The following is an 18,853-nucleotide window of genomic DNA, read 5'->3' on the forward strand; positions in this document are numbered from 1 at the left end:
TCCAGCCTTGTCGTACGAGCACGAACTCCAGGTACTCAACCCGGCCACGGAGGAGGTCATCGCCCGCGTCCCCGCCGCGAGCGCCGAGGACGTGGACGCGGCGGTCGCCCGCGCCGCCCGGGCCCAGCGCGCGTGGGCCGCGCTCCCGCCGGGCGACCGCGCCCGGCTGCTGCGCCGGTTCGCCGCCACCGTGGACGCCCACCTGGAGGAACTGGCCCTGCTGGAGGTCCGCGAGGCCGGACACACCCTCGGCAACGCCCGCTGGGAGGCGGGCAATGTCCGCGACCTGCTGGACTACGCGGCCGGCGGAGTGGAACGCCTCACCGGCCGGCAGATCCCCGTCGCCGGCGGCATCGACGTCACGTTCCTCGAACCCCTCGGCGTCGTCGCCGTGATCGCCCCGTGGAACTTCCCCATGCCCATCGCGGCCTGGGGCGCCGCCCCCGCCCTCGCCGCCGGCAACGCGGTGCTGCTCAAACCCGCCGAGACCACCCCGCTCACCGCGCTGCGCCTGGCCGAACTGGCCCTGGACGCGGGCCTGCCCGAGCACCTCTTCCAGGTGCTGCCCGGTGCGGGACCGGTCGCCGGTGACGCCCTCGTCGAACACCCCGGCGTCGCCAAGATCGTGTTCACCGGTTCGACGGCCGTCGGCAAGCAGGTGCTGGCCAAGGGCTCCGCCCTGCTCAAGCGCGTCACCCTCGAACTCGGCGGCAAGAGCCCCAACATCGTCTTCGCCGACGCCGACATCGAGGCCGCCGCGGCCGCCGCCCCCATGTCGTTCCTCGACAACAGCGGCCAGGACTGCTGCGCCCGCACCCGCATGCTCGTCCAGCGGTCCGTCCACGACCGCTTCCTGCAACTCCTCGCCCCCGCCGTGGAGTCCGTCCGCGTCGGCGACCCCGCCGACGAGAACACCCAGATGGGCCCGCTGATCTCCCGGACCCAACTCGACCGCGTCCGCGGCTACGTCGACCCCGGCGCCGAGGGCATCCGCGGCAAGGCGCCTGAGGGCCCCGGCTTCTGGTTCCCGCCCACCGTCCTGACCGGCGTCCCCGCCGACGCGCCGGTGGCCGTGGAGGAGGTCTTCGGGCCCGTCGCCGTGATCCTTCCGTTCGAGGACGAGGCCGACGCCGTCCGCCTCGCCAACGACACCCCCTACGGCCTCTCCGGCTCCCTGTGGACCCGGGACGTCGGGCGCGCGCTGCGCGTCTCGCAGGCCGTCCGCGCGGGCAACCTGTCCGTCAACTCCCATTCCAGCGTGCGCTATTCGACCCCGTTCGGCGGCTTCAAGCAGTCGGGCGTCGGCCGTGAACTCGGCCCGGACGCGCTCGCCGCCTTCACCGAAACGAAGAACGTCTTCATCAGCACGGAGGGCCCCGCACAGTGAGCTCATCGACCGCACAGCACACCTGCCGCCGCCTGGTCGGCCGTACCGCCGTCGTCACCGGAGCCGGCAGCGGCATCGGCCTCGCCGCCGCCCGCCGCCTCGCCTCCGAAGGCGCGCACGTCGTCTGCGCCGACGTGGACGAGACCCGCGGCAAGAGCGCCGCCGAGGAGGTCGGCGGGATCTTCGTGAAGGTCGACGTCACCGACCCCGAGCAGGTCGAGGCCCTGTTCCGGACCGCCTACGACACCTACGGCAGCGTCGACGTCGCCTTCAACAACGCCGGCATCTCCCCGCCCGACGACGACTCCATCCTGGAGACCGGCCTGGAGGCCTGGAAGCGCGTCCAGGAGGTCAACCTCACCTCCGTCTACCTGTGCTGCAAGGCCGCCATCCCCTACATGCGGCGCCAGGGCAGGGGCTCCATCATCAACACCGCGTCCTTCGTGGCCCGGATGGGCGCCGCGACCTCCCAGATCTCCTACACCGCGTCCAAGGGCGGCGTCCTCGCCATGTCCCGTGAACTCGGCGTGCAGTTCGCCCGGGAGGGCATCCGCGTCAACGCGCTGTGCCCCGGCCCGGTCAACACCCCGCTGCTGCAGGAGCTGTTCGCGAAGGACCCCGAGCGCGCGGCCCGCCGCCTCGTCCACATCCCCGTCGGACGGTTCGCCGAGGCCGAGGAGATCGCCGCCGCCGTCGCCTTCCTGGCCAGCGACGACTCCTCCTTCGTCAACGCCACCGACTTCCTGGTCGACGGCGGCATCGCGGGCGCCTACGTCACGCCCGTGTAGGCATGCCCTACAGGAACGTGTGGCCCTCGCCCCGGTAGGTGGGGGCCGTCGCCGTCACCTCGTCGCCCTCGATCAGGTGCAGCTCGTCGAACCGCTCGCACAGCTCGCCGGCCTTCGCGTGCCGGAACCACACCTTGTCGCCGATCAGCAGATCGTCCGCCGGGGAGCCCAGCAGCGGGGTCTGCACCTCGCCCGGGCCCTCCTGCGGGTCGTAGCGCAGCCCCTGAGGCAGATACGGCACCGGCAGCCGGTCGCGGCCGGCTGCGCCCGACGCCGGGTAGCCGCCGCCGAGGACGGTCACGACCCCGACGCCCGGTCTGCGCACGACGGGCTGGGCGAACAGCGCCGCCGGACGGCCCGTGAACGACGTGTAGTTGTCGAACAGCCGCGGCACGTACAGCCCCGAGCCCGCCGCGATCTCCGTGACCGCGTCCTCGGCGGCGGTGTGCTGCACACTGCCCGTGCCGCCGCCGTTGACGTACTCGAGATCCGGTGCCACGGCCCGCACCGCCCGCACCACCGCGGCGCGCCGCTCGGCGAGTTCACGCCGGGCGGTCGCCTGCATCAGCCGGATCGCCCGCGAACGCAGCGGCCGGCCGGCCAGCGCGTCGCCGACGCCCGCGATGTGCCCCTCGTACGCCATCACACCCACCAGCCGGAAACCCGGCCGGCGGGCCACCGCCCGCGCCAGATCGGCCACTTGGGCGGGGGAGTGCAGCGGGGAGCGCAGCGCGCCGACCCGCACCCGGCCGCCGAGCAGCTTCAGCGAGGTGTCCAACTCCAGGCAGACACGCACCGTTTCGCGCCCGCCGGCCCGCGCCGCGTCGATCAGGTCGAGCTGCGCGACGTCGTCGACCATCACCGTCACGGCGGCGGCGAGCTTGGGATCGCCGGCCAGTTCGGCGAAGCCGGTCCGGTCGGCCGAGGGGTAGGCGAGCAGGATGTCCTCGAATCCCGACCGCGCCAGCCACAGGGATTCGGCCAGGGTGAACGACATGATCCCCGCGAAGCCGTCCCTGGCGAGGACGCGCTCCAGCAGCGTCCGGCAGCGGACGGACTTGCTGGCCACCCGGATCGGCTTCCCGCCCGCCCGGCGGACCAGGTCGTCCGCGTTGGCGTCGAAGGCGTCCAGGTCGACGATCGCGAGAGGGGCTTGGAGATGGGCGGTGGCCCGGTCGTATCGGGCCCGGTCGGCGGCGCGCGCAGTCATGAACGCAGCCTGCCAGACCGGATTACCGCAGGGTAGGGGGACGATACGGGCAGATGCCCCCGCCGGTCGCCGACTGGTTCCCGTTACCGCGGCAACTAGCCGTAGAGTGACGCGCACGTACGGAAGGACGGCTCCGGCCGGACACCCGTGCCGGGATGCCGGCCCGCCCGTGCGGGTATGCCTGCCCGGGACGGACCAGCCACGTACGCGCCGGGCCGCGCGGGCACGGAAGCGGGCCCGAGCGGAGCAACGGCGGCTGAGCGCAACCACGGCGGCCGGGTGGAACACCGGCAGCCGAGCGGAAGTACGACGGTCCGAGCGGACGTGACGACGGCCCGAGCGGGAGAACGACGGCCCGGGCATGAGGAAACGGGGGGTGCATGAGCACGGAAGCACGCCGCGCCACGATCCCCCCGCGGCCCACCGCACCCCCGCCCCCGACCGCTCCTCCGCCCCCCACAGCGCCGCCACGCCCGGCAGCCCCACCCCGCCCGACCCGCCCCCCGACAGCGGCCGGGACAACGCCGGCCCCTGTGGCTCCTCAGCGGCCCGCCGCCGGGCCCTCGGCCGCAACGGAGGCCGGGCCTCTGCCCCCGCAGCGGTCCACCGCGCCGACCGGGCCGGGAAAGCCGCCCGCGCCGATGCCGTCCTCAGCCCCCTCGGTTCCGAAGCCCGCGGTGATCGGCGGCCGCTCTGGCACGCCCCCGGAGGGTGGCCCCCACGGCCCCATGAAGCCCCCGACGGGGGACGCCGCACCCTCGACGGAACACAAGGCTCCGCCCGAGCAACTCGCCCCACCCGCCCCGCACTTGCGGGCCCCCCAGCCCACGGACTCCATGACCCCGTCCCCACCGCCGCCTCCCGCCTCGGCCCGCTTCCCGGACGCGCCCCCCTCAGGCGCCGCCACCCGGACGCCCCCGCCCGCACGCAAGCCCGAGTCCCGGACCGCCTCGGCTGACGCCCCCGGCTCGACGGACGTTCCGCCCGCGCGTCCGGCCGCCGCCCGCCCGGTACGCCTGGAGACCATCCGCCCCGCCCGCACGGACGACCTCCGCACCTTTGACGCGCCCCCCGCCGACGACCCGGGGTCCGACGGCTCCGCCCGCCCCGGCGTCACCCGCCCGGCCCGCCTGGAGAGTCCCCGCCCGTCGTCGACGGCAGCCGCCACGACGGGCGCCCGCACCCCGGGTGCGAGACCGTCGCGCTCCTCCCGCCCGGACGCGACCCCCCCGCTCGGCCCGCAGGACGTGGCCGAGCCCCACGCGGACAGTGCCCGCCCACCCCGTGCCGAGGGCGGCGACCCCGCCCGCCCGAGCGTCACCCGCCCGGCCCGCCTGGACGGCACACGCCCCACCGCCGGCGGCGCCGACCGGCCGGGCACAGCGGCCCCGGCCGGTGACCGTTCCACGCGCACCTCGTCCCCCACCCCGGCAGGCGGCCGCCCCCCGCGGCCGGACGCCGACCGCCTCTCCCGTCCGGCGGCCCCCGCCCCCCACAGCGACCGTCCCGCTCGCCCCGCCGCCGCCCCGCGCAACGGCACGCCCTCGTGGGCCGGTGCCGCCCCTGTCGCCGAGCCTCCCGTACGCCCCGGCACCCCTCCCTCCGCCGCCCCGCCCGCAGGGGCCGACGGCGGGCAGGCGCCCGGGGAAGGCAGTGCCTGGAGCCCCCTGCCGCGAGGCTGGGCGGCCGCTCCCGTCCAGGCTCCCCGGGACGCGCTGTCGTCCGCCGTGCCCGGACAGGGCGGCGTGTGGTCGCCCGCCACCCCCGTGCGGCACCCCGACTTCGACGTGCCGGACGGGCACCAGCCGGAGTTCGACGCCCCGGCCGCCCGGATCCCCCGCCCCGCCGCCCCCGCGCCCGGCGGCCCCACCCCCGACCCCGCCCTCTCATGGAGCGCGCCCGCGCCCGGCGGGGCCGGGACGCGGCCGGTGGTGACGTTCGCACAGCCCGAGGGGTACGGCGACACATCGCCGCGCGCCGGGCGCAGACGCGTCCGCGGGCGCACCCTCGCCGCCGCCACCTGCGTCGTCCTCGGACTCGGCCTCATCGGTGGCGCCGCCACCGGCAGCTGGCTCGTCGGCGACGCCGCCGGCTCGGGAGAGCGCAGCGCGTACGCCACCGCCGGCGGCCTGTGGCACAACGTCCCCGTCGACCAGCTGTTCCCGCCCACCGTGGACGGACAGGGCGCGGGCCCCGGCGGCGCCGACCGCACCTGGACGCGGGTCGCCGTCGCCCCGGACAGCGGCTGCGCCGGCGCCCTCGACCCGCTGCTGCTCCAGGTCCTCGCCCCGGTCGGCTGCTCCCGACTGCTGCGCGCGACCTACGTCGACGCCACCCAGAGCTACGTCACCACCGTCGGCATGATCTTCACCGAGGCCGACCAGGCCGGCATGCGCGCGCTGGCCACCCGGTTCGACAAGGAGGGCCTGGCCCACCGGACCGACCTGATGCCCCGCACGTACGCCCCGCCGGACACCGTCGCCGCCGGCTTCGGCGACGCGCAGCGCGCCTCCTGGACGGTCTCCGTCCTCACCGATGCGCCCGTCGTCGTCTACGCCGTCTCCGGCTGGGCCGACGGCCGTACCGTCGCCACCCCCGAGCCCGCCGCCCGGGCCGCCGCGTCCGGCGCCACCTCGGCCCCGGCCCAGGCAGGCCTGGGCAACGAGGCGAAGGGCCTCGCCGACCGCGTCGAGCGCGGCCTGCGCAAAACCGCCGCCGCCCCCTCGGAGCAGCCCTCATGAGCAGCCGTAGGACGACACCCCGGGCGGGCCTGCTGTGCTGCCTGCTCGCCGCCTCGCTCGCCCTGCTGCCCGCGGCCCCCGCGCAGGCGGACGGCATCCGCGCCCAGCAGTGGGGCCTCGAGGCCCTGCACACCGACCAGATCTGGCGGACCACCAAGGGCGCGGGCATCACCGTCGCCGTCCTGGACACCGGCGTCGACGGCGAGCACCCCGACCTCGCCGGGAACGTCCTCACCGGCAAGGACCTCGTCGGCTTCGGCGCGCGTCGCGGCGACGCCGTCTGGGCCCGCCACGGCACCGCGATGGCCAGCATCATCGCGGGCCACGGACACGGCCCCGGGGGTGAGGACGGCGTCATGGGCATCGCCCCCGAGGCCAAGATCCTCCCCGTCCGCGTGATCCTGGAGGACCGCGACGCGGCCCGCACCAAGGCCCGCAACACCCGCGGCAACGCTCTCGCCGAAGGCATCCGCTGGGCCGCCGACCAGGGCGCCGACGTCATCAATCTCTCCCTCGGCGACGACTCCGCCTCCGCCCACCCCGAACCGTCCGAGGACGAGGCCGTCCAGTACGCCCTGAAGAAGGGCTCCGTGGTCGTCGCCTCGGCCGGCAACGGCGGCGACAAGGGCGACCACATCTCCTACCCGGCCGCCTACCCGGGCGTCATCGCCGCGACCGCCGTCGACCGCTACGGCACCCGCGCCTCCTTCTCCACCCGCCGCTGGTACGCAACGGTCAGCGCGCCCGGCGTGGACGTCGTGATCGCCGACCCGGACCACCGCTACTACCAGGGCTGGGGCACCTCCGCCGCGGCGGCCTTCGTCTCCGGCGCCGTCGCCCTCCTCAAGGCCGCCCACCCCGGACTGACCCCGGCGCAGATCAAGAAGCTGCTGGAGGACACCGCCCGCAACGCCCCCACCGGCGGCCGGGACGACTCCCGCGGCTTCGGGTTCATCGACCCGGCCGCCGCGATCAAGGCCGCCGGCGCGCTCAAGCCCGAAGGGCTGCGGGCCGCGTCCCACGGCGACACCTACTTCGGTCCCGGCCCCGACGCGGAGAAGGCCGAGGAGTCCACGTCCGGCTGGGCCGCCCCGCTCGCCGGCGGCGCCGGGGGCCTGCTGCTGGTCGCCGCGGTCGTCCTGTGGCGCGGCCGCCGCGAGGAGGAACGGCAGGACGCCTGCGACGTCCTCCCGCGAGAGCGGTACGAGGTCCTCTAGGACGTCCCGGGGCGGGGGCGGCCTTCAGGCGGGCGTGGACGCCGACACCGCCGCAGAACCCTGTGGAAGCGGTGCGCGCCCGCGCCTCGGGCCCCGCACCGGGCCGGTGGCCGTCCCCCGATAGGGTCGGTGACCGTGGCGAACAAGAACATCCCCGACCCCGGCTACTCCGACGACGACGGCTCCGCCGACCCCGCACTGAGCGCGGCCCTCGCCGCGTGGGCCCAGGACCGCGCCGCCGTCGGCCCGGTCCTCGAAGCGCTCAAGGGCGCCCGGCTGCTCGTGCCCGTCGTGGCCGTGCTCGGGGAGGTCGAGGAGGACGAGAACGGGCTGCGCCGCGAGAAGACCAGCGACATGGCCGTCCCCACCCTGAAGGCGGGCGCCCGCGTCGCCCTGCCCGCGTTCACCTCCACCGAGTCCCTCGCCCGCTGGGACCCCGAGGCCCGCCCCGTCGCCGTACCGCTGCACCAGGCCCTGCAGGCCGCAGCGCACGAGAAGGCCGACACGGTCGTCCTCGATCTGGCGGGACCGGTCCCCTTCGAACTGACCGGACCGGCGCTGCTCGCCCTCGCCGAGGGCCGCACCACGACCGACCCGCTCGCCGACCCGGCGGTCCTCGACGCGGTGCGCGCCGTCGTGGCCGCCGAGCCCGCCGTGCTGCGCGCCCACCTCGGGCCCGGGCAGGCCGACGGCACCCTGGCCCTCGTCCTGGACCCGGCCTCCGCCCCCGCCGAGGCCGCCCGGTCGGTGGCCCGGCGCCTCGCCGCCGACGAAACGCTGAGGGCCCGCCTGGTGCGCGGCCTCGACCTGGCACTGCTGCCGGCCGGGACGACGCCTCCGGGCGAGCCCCTCTATGTCCGCGGCTGAGCTGACGGCGGCCGCGGACTACTTCCCGTAGACCGCCCCGGTGTACTTCTCGCCCGGGCCCTGGCCCGGCTCGTCCGGGACGATCGACGCCTCGCGGAACGCCAGCTGCAGCGACTTCAGGCCGTCGCGCAGCGGGGCCGCGTGGAAGGAGCTGATCTCGGTCGCGGACGCGTCGAGGAGGCCGGCGAGGGCGTGCACCAGCTTGCGGGCCTCGTCGAGGTCCTTGTACTTGTCGCCCTCCTCCGTCAGGCCGAGCTTCACCGCGGCGGCGCTCATCAGGTTGACGGCGACCGTCACGATGACCTCGACCGCCGGCACCTCGGCGATGTCGCGGGTCATGTCGTCGAAGCCGGCGGCGCCGGGGGTCTCGGGGGCGCCCGGGGAGGGGGTCTCACTCATGCCTCACACGATAGGGCCAGCGACACGCCGCGCCGACAGCGCCCTCTTGACAGCGCGGGGCGACAGAGACCTGATTCGCGCGCGCCTTCTCGACCTGCTAATCTCGTGTAACGACCGGTCGGACACGCGTGCCCCTCAGCAGGCGGGCCCGGCCCACAAGTGGAGACTCCGAGCTCCCACCCGACTGTCCCCAGGGCGGCGGGTCACCCCGGTCAGGCGGCCGCCATCGTTCCGTACGGACGATGGAGTCGCCCGGTAGTGCGCCCCGCGATCCTCGCGGCGGTGCTCCGGTAGTGCTTGGAGCCCCGCCTGTGATCGTCCGGGGCATTTTTTGTGTTTCGGCGTGGTTATAGGTCTATCGAACACAGACGTTACGCGGCCGTCCGCCAGACGCTCGCGTGGTGCTACCGAGGAGGATCCATCAGCGCCGAGCCCCGCATCAACGACCGGATTCGCGTTCCCGAGGTGCGACTTGTCGGTCCCAGTGGCGAGCAGGTGGGCATCGTCCCCCTGGCCAAGGCACTGGAGCTTGCGCAGGAGTACGACCTGGACCTGGTCGAGGTCGCGGCGAACGCCCGCCCGCCGGTCTGCAAGCTCATGGACTACGGGAAGTTCAAGTACGAGTCGGCCATGAAGGCCCGTGAGGCGCGCAAGAACCAGGCGCACACGGTCATCAAGGAGATGAAGCTCCGGCCGAAGATCGACCCGCACGACTACGACACCAAGAAGGGTCACGTCGTCCGGTTCCTCAAGCAGGGCGACAAGGTCAAGATCACGATCATGTTCCGCGGTCGTGAGCAGTCCCGGCCCGAGCTGGGCTACCGACTGCTGCAGCGTCTCGCGGAGGACGTCCAGGAGCTCGGGTTCGTCGAGTCGAACCCCAAGCAGGACGGCCGAAACATGATCATGGTTCTCGGTCCGCACAAGAAGAAGACCGAGGCGATGGCCGAGGCCCGTCAGGCACAGGAAGCCCGCAAGGCAGACGCGAAGGCCAACCCCGGCCGCTCGCAGAACGCCGCGGACGCCATGCACGACGAGGCTCCCGCCGAGGTTCCTGCAGAGGCCCCTGCCGAGGCTTCCGCCGAGGCGTGATCCGAGGGACAGCGGTCCTGAGGACGTAACCGAAACAAGAGCGACGCTCCACCCGTGCCCGGTTGTGACGACCGGGCACCGGAGCGCCATCGACGAGGAGAGAACGGCGCTATGCCGAAGAACAAGTCGCACAGCGGTGCCAGCAAGCGCTTCAAGGTCACCGGCTCCGGCAAGGTGCTCCGTGAGCGCGCCGGCAAGCGCCACCTGCTCGAGCACAAGTCGTCCCGCGTGACGCGTCGCCTCACCGGCAACGCCGAGATGGCCCCGGGCGACGCCGCGAAGATCAAGAAGCTTCTCGGCAAGTGACGTCGGGCGCGGATCTTCTCCCCGCGCCTGATCTCTGACCGGGACCCAGTCGATTACCGGGTCGTGTGAGTCCAACCACGGCCCCGCTACAAGGAGTCAAACAAGTGGCACGCGTCAAGCGGGCAGTCAACGCCCACAAGAAGCGCCGGGCGATCCTCGAGGCGGCCTCCGGCTACCGCGGTCAGCGTTCGCGCCTGTACCGCAAGGCCAAGGAGCAGGTCACCCACTCGCTGGTCTACAACTACAACGACCGCAAGAAGCGCAAGGGCGACTTCCGTCAGCTGTGGATCCAGCGCATCAACGCCGCTGCCCGCGCCAACGGCATCACGTACAACCGCTTCATCCAGGGTCTGAAGGCCGCGAACGTCGAGGTCGACCGCAAGATCCTGGCCGAGCTGGCCGTGAACGACGCCGGCGCCTTCGCCGCGCTCGTCGAGGTCGCGCAGAAGGCGCTGCCGAGCGACGTCAACGCCCCGAAGGCGGCGTGACGCTGCGCCGGCTCCAGCCGACGTGACCGGACCCGCAGGCCCCTGGCCTGCGGGTCCGACTGCTTCCTCGGCCCCGTCCTCACCCCGGCGGGGGAAGAGATCCGTCCACGTGTCCCGCCTCCCACCGAAGGTGCCCCGATGCCCCCCGCCACCCCCGACCTCATCTCTCCCCGTTCCCCCCGCGTCTCGGCCGCGAGGCGTCTCGCCCGGCGGAACTTCCGGGGCAAGGAGCGGCTGTTCCTGGCGGAGGGACCGCAGGCCGTACGGGAGGCCGCCGCACACCGCACCCAAGGCGCCGCCGACGCGACGCTCGTCGAACTCTTCGCCACCGTCGAGGCCGCGGAGCGCTACGCGGACATCATCGGCGAGGCACGCGCCGCCGGCGCCCGCGTCCACCTCGCCGACGAGCAGGTGATCGAGGACATCTCCACCACCGTCACCCCGCAGGGCCTCGTCGGCGTCTGCCGGTTCCTGGACACGCCGTTCGAGGACATCCTCGCCGCCCGCCCCAAACTCGTCGCCGTCCTCGCGAACGTCCGCGACCCCGGCAACGCCGGCACCGTCCTGCGCTGCGCCGACGCCGCCGGCGCCGAGGCCGTCGTCCTCACCGACGCCTCCGTCGACCTGTACAACCCCAAGGCCGTACGGGCCTCCGTGGGCTCGCTGTTCCACCTGCCCGTCGCCGTCGGCGTCCCCGTCGACAGGGCCGTGGCCGGGCTCCGGGACGCCGGGGTGCGCATCCTCGCCGCGGACGGGGCCGGCGCGCACGACCTGGACGAGGAGCTCGACAAGGGCGCCATGGGCGGACCGACCGCATGGGTGTTCGGCAACGAGGCCTGGGGTCTGCCGGAGGAGACCCGCGCCCTCGCCGACGCCGTCGTCCGCGTTCCCATCCACGGCAAGGCCGAGAGCCTGAACCTCGCCACCGCGGCGGCCGTATGTCTCTACGCGTCGGCCCGCGCCCAGCGCACCTTTGAAGGCTGCCGCACCGTCAGTTCCACCTAGTAGGGTGACCAGCTCGGGGGCCCCTCAGCCGTCTGAGAGGTGGGGTAAGGGGAATGAGCGTCGGCATGAGCAGCACACGGGAAGCAGGGGCCGTGCCGCACGCCGACGCGTCCCCGTCGCCCGATGACGCCGCCGGCGTCGACCCCGACGACCTGCCCGACGGACTGGTCGTCGCCGACGAGCACGGTCACGTCGTCTGCTTCAACGCCGCCGCCGAACGCATCACCGCCCTGTCCGCCGAGGACGCCCTCGGCAGCCGGCTGGAGAAGGCCCTGCCGCTGGAGGACCTCGAAGGCCGCCGCTGGTGGGCGCTGACCGACCCGTACGGCGGGCTCGCCATCCGGGTGCGCCAGCCCGAACGCAACCTGCTGCTGCCCGGCGGGCGCGAGGTCCTCGTCTCCGCCCGGTACGTGCGCAGCGAACCCACCGGCCCCGTGCGCCGCGTCGTCGTCTCCCTGCGCGACACCGAGGCGCGCCGCCGCACCGAGCGCAGCCACGCCGAGCTGATAGCGACCGTGGCCCACGAACTGCGCTCCCCGCTCACCTCCGTGAAGGGCTTCACCGCCACCCTCCTCGCCAAGTGGGCACGGTTCACCGACGACCAGAAGCGGCTGATGCTGGAGACGGTCGACGCCGACGCCGACCGCGTCACCCGGCTCATCGCCGAACTGCTCGACATCTCCCGCATCGACTCGGGCCGGCTGGAGGTGCGCCGCCAGCCCGTCGACATGGGCGCCGCCGTCGGCCGCCACATCCAGGCCTACGTGGCCGCGGGCCAGCCCGCCGACCGGTTCCTGCTGCGCGTCGAGCAGCCGCTGCCCGACCTGTGGGCCGACCCCGACAAGGTCGACCAGGTGCTCAGCAACCTCATCGAAAATGCGGTGCGGCACGGAGAGGGAACCGTCACCATTGACGTCACGCCCGCCCCGTCCCCCCGTGAGGGGGAGGACGCCGGCACGTCGGTCACCGTGAGCGACGAGGGCGCCGGCATCCCGGAGGAGTCCATGAACCGCGTCTTCACCCGCTTCTGGCGGGGCAGCAAGCGCGGCGGCACAGGCCTCGGGCTGTACATCGTCAAAGGCATCGTCGAGGCCCACGGCGGCGTCATCACCGTCGGCCGCGCCGCCGGCGGCGGCGCGGAGTTCCGATTTACCTTGCCCGTGAGCGCTCCGGCCTACCTCTCCTGACCCGGTCCCGGACCCCGGAGAGACGTCTGAGCGGCCCGCGGGCGCGTTCGTCCACCCCCACCCCGTTAGACTCGGCCTTTGGCACCTCTGTGTCCCACGCACGACGGACCCACGAGCCGGTCACGGGGACCTTCAGCCAGCCAATCGGAAGCACGGGAAGAGATGTCGGCACCGAATAAGTCGTACGACCCTGTCGAGGTCGAGGCGTTGAAACCGGAAGAGATCGAGCGCATGCGGGACGAGGCGCTCGCCGCCTTCGCCGCCGCGGACTCCCTCGACGCGCTCCAGGAGGCCAAGGTCGCCCACACCGGCGGCGCCTCCCCGCTGGCCCTGGCCAACCGCGAGATCGGCGCGCTGCCCCCACAGGCGAAGGCCGCCGCAGGCAAGCTCGTCGGCCAGGCCCGCGGCGCCGTGAACAAGGCCCTCGCCGGCCGCCAGGCGGAGCTGGAGGACGAGCGCGACGCGCGCGTGCTGGTCGAGGAGGCCGTGGACGTCACGCTGCCCCACGACCGCGTCCCGGCCGGCGCCCGCCATCCGCTCACCACGCTGTCCGAGCGCATCGAGGACGTCTTCGTGGCCATGGGCTACGAGGTCGCCGAGGGCCCGCAGGCCGAGGGCGAGTGGTTCAACTTCGACGCCCTCAACATCGGCCCGGACCACCCGGCCCGCGGCGAGGCCGACACGTTCTTCGTGCAGGCCCCCGACGGCGGCGGCGACAGCGGTGTCGTTCTGCGCACCCACACCTCCCCCGTTCAGATCCGCTCCCTGCTCCAGCGCGAGCTGCCGGTCTACGTGATCTGCCCCGGCCGCGTGTACCGCACCGACGAGCTGGACGCCACGCACACCCCCGTCTTCCACCAGGTCGAGCTGCTCGCCGTCGACGAGGGCCTGACCATGGCCGACCTGAAGGGCACCCTCGACCACATGGTCCAGGCGCTGTTCGGCGAAGGCATGAAGACCCGGCTGCGGCCCAACTTCTTCCCCTTCACCGAGCCGTCCGCCGAGATGGACATGGTGTGCTACGTCTGCCGCGGCGAGTCCGTCGGCAACCCCGACCGCCCCTGCCGCACCTGCTCCTCCGAGGGCTGGATCGAGCTCGGCGGCTGCGGCATGGTCAACCCCAAGGTGCTGACCGCCTGCGGCGTCGACCCGGAGAGGTACAGCGGGTTCGCCTTCGGGTTCGGCATCGAGCGGATGCTGATGTTCCGCCACAACGTCGAAGACATGCGAGACATGGTCGAGGGTGACGTCCGGTTCACCCGGCCGTTCGGGATGGAGATCTGATGCGGGTCCCGCTTTCTTGGCTGCGGGAGTACGTCGACCTGCCGGCCACCGAGACCGGCCGTGACGTCCAGGCCAAGCTCATTTCGGCCGGCCTCGAGGTGGAGACCGTCGAGCACCTCGGCGCCGACCTCAAGGGCCCGCTGGTCGTCGGCCAGGTGCTGACCATCGAGGAGCTGGAGGGCTTCAAGAAGCCGATCCGCTTCTGCACGGTCGACGTCGGCCAGGCCAACGGCACGGGCGAGCCCCAGGAGATCGTCTGCGGCGCCCGCAACTTCGCCGTCGGCGACAAGGTCGTGGTCGTCCTGCCCGGCGCCACCCTGCCCGGCGGCTTCTCGATCTCCGCGCGCAAGACCTACGGCAAGACCTCCCACGGCATGATCTGCTCCGGCGACGAGCTGGGCATGGGCGACGACGGCACCCACGGCATCATCGTGCTGCCGCCGGAGACCGAGGTCGGCAAGGACGCCATCGAGCTGCTCGAACTGGTCGACGAGGTCCTCGACATCGCCGTCACCGCCAACCGCGGCGACTGCCTGTCGATCCGCGGCGTCGCCCGCGAGACCGCCATCGCCTACCGGCTGCCGCTGCGCGACCCCGCCCTCATCGACGTGCCCGCCCCGAACGCCTTCGGCTACCCCGTCCAGGTCTCCGACCCGGTCGGCTGCGACCGCTTCACCGCCCGCACGGTCACCGACCTCAGCCCCGAGGCGCGCTCCCCGATCTGGCTCCGCCGCCGGCTCCAGAAGGTCGGCATGCGCCCGATCTCGCTCGCCGTCGACGTCACCAACTACGTGATGATGGAGCTGGGCCAGCCCCTGCACGCCTACGACCGCACCCTCGTCCAGGGGACGATCGGCGTGCGCCGGGCCGCGGAGGGCGAGAAGATCGTCACCCTCGACGGCGTCACCCGCACCCTGCACGCCGAGGACCTGGTGATCACCGACGAGCGCGGCCCGATCGGCCTCGCCGGCGTCATGGGCGGCGCCGACACCGAGATCGCCGACCACGAGGCGGACGCCGGCACCACCGCCGTCGTCATCGAGGCCGCCCACTTCGACGCGGTCTCCGTCGCCCGTACGGCCCGCCGGCACAAGCTGTCCTCCGAGGCCTCGCGCCGCTTCGAGCGCGGCGTCGACCCGCAGGCCGCGGCCGCCGCCGCCCAGCGCACCGTCGACCTGCTCGTGCTCCTCGCGGGCGGCACCGCCGAAGCCGGCGTCACCGAGGTCGTCGCGCCGTCCGCGCCGCACACCGTGACCGCCCCGGCCGACCACCCGGACAAGGTCGCGGGCGTCGCCTACGGCCGCGAGACCGTCGTACGCCGGCTCCAGGAGATCGGCTGCCATGTGCAGGGGCAGGACGAGCTGGTCGTCAGCGTGCCGTCCTGGCGGCCCGACCTGCTCGAGGCCAACGACCTCGCCGAGGAGGTCATCCGGCTGGAGGGGTACGAGAACCTGCCCTCCACGCTGCCCAAGCCCCCCTCGGGCCGCGGTCTGACCCACCGGCAGCGGCTGCACCGCCGCGTCGGCCGGGCCCTGGCCGGCGCCGGGTACGTCGAGGCGCCGAACTACCCGTTCGTCGGCGAGCAGGTCTTCGACCAGCTCGCACTGGCCGCCGACGACCCGGCCCGCCGCGTCGTCAAGCTGGTCAACCCGCTCAACGACGAGGAGCCCGCGCTCCGCACCACCTTGCTGCCCGGCCTGCTGGCCGCGCTGCGCCGCAACGACGGCCGGGGCAGCCACGACCTCGCGCTGTTCGAGACCGGGCTCGTCTTCCTCCCCCGCGAGGAGCGGCCGGCCGCGGTTCGCCTGCCGGTCGACCGGCGGCCGACCGAGGCGGAGATCGCCGCGCTCGACGCCGCGCTGCCGGAGCAGCCGCGCCATGTCGCCGTCGTCCTCGCGGGCGCCCGCGAGCAGGCCGGCTGGTGGGGCAAGGGCCGCCCGGCCGACTGGGCCGACGCCGTCGAGGCCGCCCGGGCCGTCGCCCGTGAGGCCGGCGCCGACCTGATCGTGCGCGGCGGCCAGTACGGGCCGTGGCACCCGGGCCGGTGCGCCGAGCTCGCCGTCGTCGTCGACGGCGCCGAGCGCGTCGTCGGACACGCGGGCGAACTGCACCCGCGGGTGCTGAAGGCCCTCGGTCTGCCCGCCCGCACGTCCGCCATGGAGCTGAACCTCGACGTCCTGGAGCAGGTCGGCGACGACACGCCCCAGGCGCCGAGCATCTCCTCGTTCCCCGTCGCCACGCAGGACGTCGCCCTCGTCGTCGACCGGTTCGTCCCGCACGCCGACGTCGAGGCGGCGCTGCGCGAGGGCGCGGGCGAACTGCTGGAGAACATCCGCCTGTTCGACGTGTACGAGAACGCGGAGCAGCTGGGCGAGGGACGCAAGTCCCTGGCCTACGCGCTGCGCTTCCGCGCGGGGGACCGGACGCTGACGGTGGACGAGGCGTCGGCCGCCCGCGACGCGGCGGTCGCCCTGGCGGGCGAGCGGACGGGGGCGGTTCTGCGGGGCTGAGGTCCGTCGCCGGCTGCCGCTGGGTCGTGGCTGGTCGCGCAGTTCCCCGCGCCCCTTGGGGCATGGGGCTGCGCCCCAGCACCCAGGGGCGCCCCTGCTGGAAACGCACGTAAGGGCAACCCCCAGGGGCGCGGGGAACTGCGCGACCAGGCCCGAACGACCCGCGCCGGACAACGCACCCGGTACCGAAGCGGCACCCCCGGCCGAATCCGCGGAGCGAACCGCCGGGCCGTCGCTTTCGAGGGGGAGCCGACGGCCCGGCGAACCTCTTACGAGGTATTTCAGTCAACCGGCTGTGCACGCTGAGCGACAGCGCGCACACGGCTCGGGTGCGCGCACTCGGTTCACACCCCGTGTGAAGCCGGACGCACTACCCTGGCGGCATTGAGCCACCGGGGGGCACCCATGCAGCCCAACACACTGCTCGACGCGATCCTGGACGAGGCGGGGATCTCCCACGCGGGTCTCGCCGCCCATGTCAACCAGGCCGGGCGGGCTCGGGGACTCGCGCTGCGTTACGAGCACACGGCTGTCGCGAGGTGGCTGAAAGGGCAGCGTCCGCGCGGGCAGGTGCCCGACCTGATCTGCGAGGTGCTCGCCGGACGGCTGCGGCGCCCCGTCACCCTCGACGACATCGGCCTCGGCGTCCCGGGAGAGCCCTCCGCCCCGCACGGCGCGTCGCTGTCGGGGTTCGTCGAGCGGGCCACCGCGCTGTGGCGCTCCGACGAGCAGCAGCGCCCGCACATCCTGGGCGCCCCCGCCGTCACCGGCACGCCCGCCGTGATGCCGGTGTGGGAGTGGGAGAACCCGCCCGAGGACGTCGACGTGTCGCGCGGCGGCCGGCACCGGGTGACGCCCGCCGACATAGAGATGCTGCGCGCGGCCCGCGCCCACTACGAGCAGATGTACCGCAAGACGGGCGGCGTGGCGACGCGCAGCCGGATCGTCGGCTTCCTCAACGCGGAGGCCGCCCCGCTGCTGCGCGGCGGCTACACCGACGCGACGGGGCGTCAACTGCACCGTGCGACGGGCGGGTTGGTGGCGATCGCCGGCATCTGCGCCTACGACTCGGACGCGCACGGTCTCGCGCAGCGCTACTTCCACCAGGCGCTGCGGCTCGCCAAGGCCAGCGGCGACCGGGGACTGGGCGCCTATGTGATCGCGCTGCTGGTCAACCAGTCGCTGTTCATGCGGGAGCACCGGCAGGCCGTCGCCTTCGCGGAGGCCGCGCTGCGCACCGCGGGCAAGCACATCACCCCGGCTCTCGCCTCCGACCTCTACGCGATGCAGGCGAAGGCGTACGCGCATCTCGGCGACGGCACCAGCGCCCTGTCGTGCATCCGCAGCGCCGAGACGGCAGCCGACCGGATCATGCGGGGGCGGGAGCCCGACGAGACCGGCTACGTCCAGCCGGGCCTGGTCAACGTACAGGTGGCGGAGGCCCTGTTGAGCCTGGGCGATCTCACGGCGGCCGCGGAGCACGCCACGGCGGCCGTCGGCAGTCCCGCCCATGATCGGGGCCGGGTGCACCGGCTGGCCATGCTCAGCACGATCGAACTGCGGCAGGGCAACGCCGACAAGGCGGTGGCCATCGCGGTGGAGATGGCGGAGCAGGCGCGGGGGATGGAGTCCCAGCGTCTGCGCGAAAGACTCCGGGCGGTGCGCGAACACCTGGTGCGCAGCGGCAGCGCGGGCACGTCCGAGGCGGCCGAACTCATCGACGGGGCACTGCGCGTACCGCTCTAGCCAGCGTCGCGATGTGGCCTGACTCCGGATCGGCGAGGCACGGTGCCTGCTGCGATATTGCCCCTTACCCGACGGAAGGCGGCAGAGCCATGCAGTGGGCGAAGCAGAACGAACGAACCGTGTATGAGAACCGCTGGTTCAGCGTCAACCTGGCCGATGTCGAACTGCCGGACGGCCGGCACCTCGACCACTTCCTCATCCGGCTGCGGCCGGTCGCCGTGGCCACGATCGTCAACGAGACGGACGAGGTCCTGTTGTTGTGGCGCCACCGCTTCATCACCGACAGCTGGGGCTACGAACTCGCCGCCGGGGTCGTCGAGGACGGCGAGGACCTCGCCCGCGCGGCGGCCCGGGAGCTGGAGGAGGAGACCGGCTGGCGGCCCGGTCCCCTGCACCACCTCATGAGCGTGGAACCCTCCAACGGCCTCACCGACGCCGTCCACCACATCTACTGGGCGGACCGGGGCGAGTACGCGGGACCCCCCGTGGACGACTTCGAGTCGGACCGCCGGGAGTGGGTCCCCCTGGAACGCGTACCCGACCTGGTCGCCCGGGGGGAGGTGCCGGCCGCCAACATGGCGGCCGCGTTAATGCTGCTCCACCACCGCAGGCTCGGCTGACCCGGC

At 73.8% G+C, this 18,853-nt stretch carries 16 protein-coding genes; 14 read left to right on the top strand and 2 right to left on the bottom strand.

Annotated elements, in window-relative coordinates; all coding sequences use genetic code 11:
• Positions 1-7: 7 nt before the first annotated feature.
• Complete coding sequence (locus ACIRS4_RS11815; protein ID WP_404193564.1) at positions 8-1,387, top strand: aldehyde dehydrogenase family protein; 1,380 nt, start codon at positions 8-10, stop codon at positions 1,385-1,387.
• Entirely contained in the window at positions 1,384-2,175 is a 792-nt protein-coding gene (locus tag ACIRS4_RS11820) for a 3-oxoacyl-ACP reductase (protein WP_404193566.1), read from the top strand. Before ACIRS4_RS11815 ends, ACIRS4_RS11820 begins: the two co-directional genes overlap by 4 nt.
• A 7-nt stretch (positions 2,176-2,182) precedes the next feature.
• Here ACIRS4_RS11820 and ACIRS4_RS11825 read toward each other — a convergent pair whose 3' ends face one another.
• Positions 2,183-3,385, bottom strand: coding sequence for an amino acid deaminase/aldolase (locus ACIRS4_RS11825; RefSeq protein WP_404193569.1), 1,203 nt, complete (start codon positions 3,383-3,385; stop codon positions 2,183-2,185).
• 836 nt (positions 3,386-4,221) lie between these two features.
• Between ACIRS4_RS11825 and ACIRS4_RS11830 the strand changes: the two genes are divergently transcribed.
• From ACIRS4_RS11830 to ACIRS4_RS11840, 3 genes are all read left to right on the top strand, one after another.
• Positions 4,222-6,126, top strand: coding sequence for a hypothetical protein (locus tag ACIRS4_RS11830; RefSeq protein WP_404193572.1), 1,905 nt, complete (start codon positions 4,222-4,224; stop codon positions 6,124-6,126).
• Positions 6,123-7,343, top strand: a complete 1,221-nt coding sequence (gene mycP, locus ACIRS4_RS11835; protein WP_404193575.1) for a type VII secretion-associated serine protease mycosin — start codon at positions 6,123-6,125, stop codon at positions 7,341-7,343. The genes ACIRS4_RS11830 and mycP overlap by 4 nt, the downstream gene beginning before the upstream one ends.
• 135 nt (positions 7,344-7,478) lie before the next feature.
• Positions 7,479-8,210 carry an SseB family protein gene (locus ACIRS4_RS11840; protein ID WP_404193577.1) on the top strand — a complete coding sequence of 244 codons (732 nt, stop codon included), beginning with the start codon at positions 7,479-7,481 and terminating at the stop codon, positions 8,208-8,210.
• 18 nt (positions 8,211-8,228) lie between these two features.
• Here the strand turns inward: ACIRS4_RS11840 and ACIRS4_RS11845 are convergent, their stop codons facing one another.
• Complete coding sequence (locus ACIRS4_RS11845) at positions 8,229-8,609, bottom strand: DUF1844 domain-containing protein (RefSeq protein ID WP_389040338.1); 381 nt, start codon at positions 8,607-8,609, stop codon at positions 8,229-8,231.
• 420 nt (positions 8,610-9,029) lie between these two features.
• Here ACIRS4_RS11845 and infC point away from each other — a divergent pair, with 420 nt between their 5' ends.
• The 9 genes from infC to ACIRS4_RS11890 all read left to right on the top strand — a co-directional run bounded on the left by infC (position 9,030) and on the right by ACIRS4_RS11890 (position 18,847).
• Positions 9,030-9,701: a translation initiation factor IF-3 gene (infC, locus tag ACIRS4_RS11850; RefSeq protein WP_404194023.1), complete on the top strand. Its 672-nt coding sequence runs from the start codon at positions 9,030-9,032 to the stop codon at positions 9,699-9,701.
• A gap of 111 nt (positions 9,702-9,812) precedes the next feature.
• The gene (gene rpmI, locus ACIRS4_RS11855; protein WP_004933563.1) at positions 9,813-10,007 is read left to right on the top strand and encodes a 50S ribosomal protein L35; all 195 of its coding nucleotides are present in this window, start codon (positions 9,813-9,815) and stop codon (positions 10,005-10,007) included.
• 104 nt (positions 10,008-10,111) lie between these two features.
• Positions 10,112-10,495, top strand: coding sequence for a 50S ribosomal protein L20 (gene rplT, locus ACIRS4_RS11860; protein WP_007495403.1), 384 nt, complete (start codon positions 10,112-10,114; stop codon positions 10,493-10,495).
• A 138-nt stretch (positions 10,496-10,633) separates the two neighbouring features.
• Complete coding sequence (locus ACIRS4_RS11865) at positions 10,634-11,500, top strand: TrmH family RNA methyltransferase (protein ID WP_404193580.1); 867 nt, start codon at positions 10,634-10,636, stop codon at positions 11,498-11,500.
• Positions 11,501-11,553: 53 nt separating this feature from the next.
• Positions 11,554-12,687 carry an ATP-binding protein gene (locus tag ACIRS4_RS11870; RefSeq protein ID WP_404193582.1) on the top strand — a complete coding sequence of 378 codons (1,134 nt, stop codon included), beginning with the start codon at positions 11,554-11,556 and terminating at the stop codon, positions 12,685-12,687.
• Between the two features lie 162 nt (positions 12,688-12,849).
• Positions 12,850-13,971, top strand: coding sequence for a phenylalanine--tRNA ligase subunit alpha (gene pheS, locus ACIRS4_RS11875; RefSeq protein ID WP_404193585.1), 1,122 nt, complete (start codon positions 12,850-12,852; stop codon positions 13,969-13,971).
• On the top strand, positions 13,971-16,481 hold the full coding sequence (pheT, locus tag ACIRS4_RS11880; protein WP_404193587.1) for a phenylalanine--tRNA ligase subunit beta: 2,511 nt from the start codon (positions 13,971-13,973) through the stop codon (positions 16,479-16,481). The genes pheS and pheT overlap by 1 nt, the downstream gene beginning before the upstream one ends.
• A 405-nt stretch (positions 16,482-16,886) precedes the next feature.
• On the top strand, positions 16,887-18,227 hold the full coding sequence (locus ACIRS4_RS11885; protein WP_404193590.1) for a transcriptional regulator: 1,341 nt from the start codon (positions 16,887-16,889) through the stop codon (positions 18,225-18,227).
• A gap of 89 nt (positions 18,228-18,316) precedes the next feature.
• Positions 18,317-18,847 carry an NUDIX hydrolase gene (locus tag ACIRS4_RS11890; protein WP_404193593.1) on the top strand — a complete coding sequence of 177 codons (531 nt, stop codon included), beginning with the start codon at positions 18,317-18,319 and terminating at the stop codon, positions 18,845-18,847.
• The last annotated feature ends 6 nt before the right edge of the window (positions 18,848-18,853 follow it).

Source organism: Streptomyces sp. NPDC101166 (assembly GCF_044768125.1).
Taxonomy (GTDB): Bacteria; Actinomycetota; Actinomycetes; order Streptomycetales; family Streptomycetaceae; genus Streptomyces.

What these genes read in the sequence shown, in the direction of transcription:
- ACIRS4_RS11865 (WP_404193580.1), top strand. Translation starts at nt 10,634, where the DNA reads ATGCCCCCCGCCACCCCCGACCTCATCTCTCCCCGTTCCCCCCGCGTC.
- ACIRS4_RS11885 (WP_404193590.1), top strand. Translation starts at nt 16,887, where the DNA reads ATGCAGCCCAACACACTGCTCGACGCGATCCTGGACGAGGCGGGGATC.
- rpmI (WP_004933563.1), top strand. Translation starts at nt 9,813, where the DNA reads ATGCCGAAGAACAAGTCGCACAGCGGTGCCAGCAAGCGCTTCAAGGTC.
- ACIRS4_RS11870 (WP_404193582.1), top strand. Translation starts at nt 11,554, where the DNA reads ATGAGCGTCGGCATGAGCAGCACACGGGAAGCAGGGGCCGTGCCGCAC.
- pheS (WP_404193585.1), top strand. Translation starts at nt 12,850, where the DNA reads ATGTCGGCACCGAATAAGTCGTACGACCCTGTCGAGGTCGAGGCGTTG.
- ACIRS4_RS11890 (WP_404193593.1), top strand. Translation starts at nt 18,317, where the DNA reads ATGCAGTGGGCGAAGCAGAACGAACGAACCGTGTATGAGAACCGCTGG.
- ACIRS4_RS11845 (WP_389040338.1), bottom strand. Translation starts at nt 8,609, where the DNA reads ATGAGTGAGACCCCCTCCCCGGGCGCCCCCGAGACCCCCGGCGCCGCC.
- pheT (WP_404193587.1), top strand. Translation starts at nt 13,971, where the DNA reads ATGCGGGTCCCGCTTTCTTGGCTGCGGGAGTACGTCGACCTGCCGGCC.
- ACIRS4_RS11825 (WP_404193569.1), bottom strand. Translation starts at nt 3,385, where the DNA reads ATGACTGCGCGCGCCGCCGACCGGGCCCGATACGACCGGGCCACCGCC.
- mycP (WP_404193575.1), top strand. Translation starts at nt 6,123, where the DNA reads ATGAGCAGCCGTAGGACGACACCCCGGGCGGGCCTGCTGTGCTGCCTG.
- ACIRS4_RS11830 (WP_404193572.1), top strand. Translation starts at nt 4,222, where the DNA reads ATGACCCCGTCCCCACCGCCGCCTCCCGCCTCGGCCCGCTTCCCGGAC.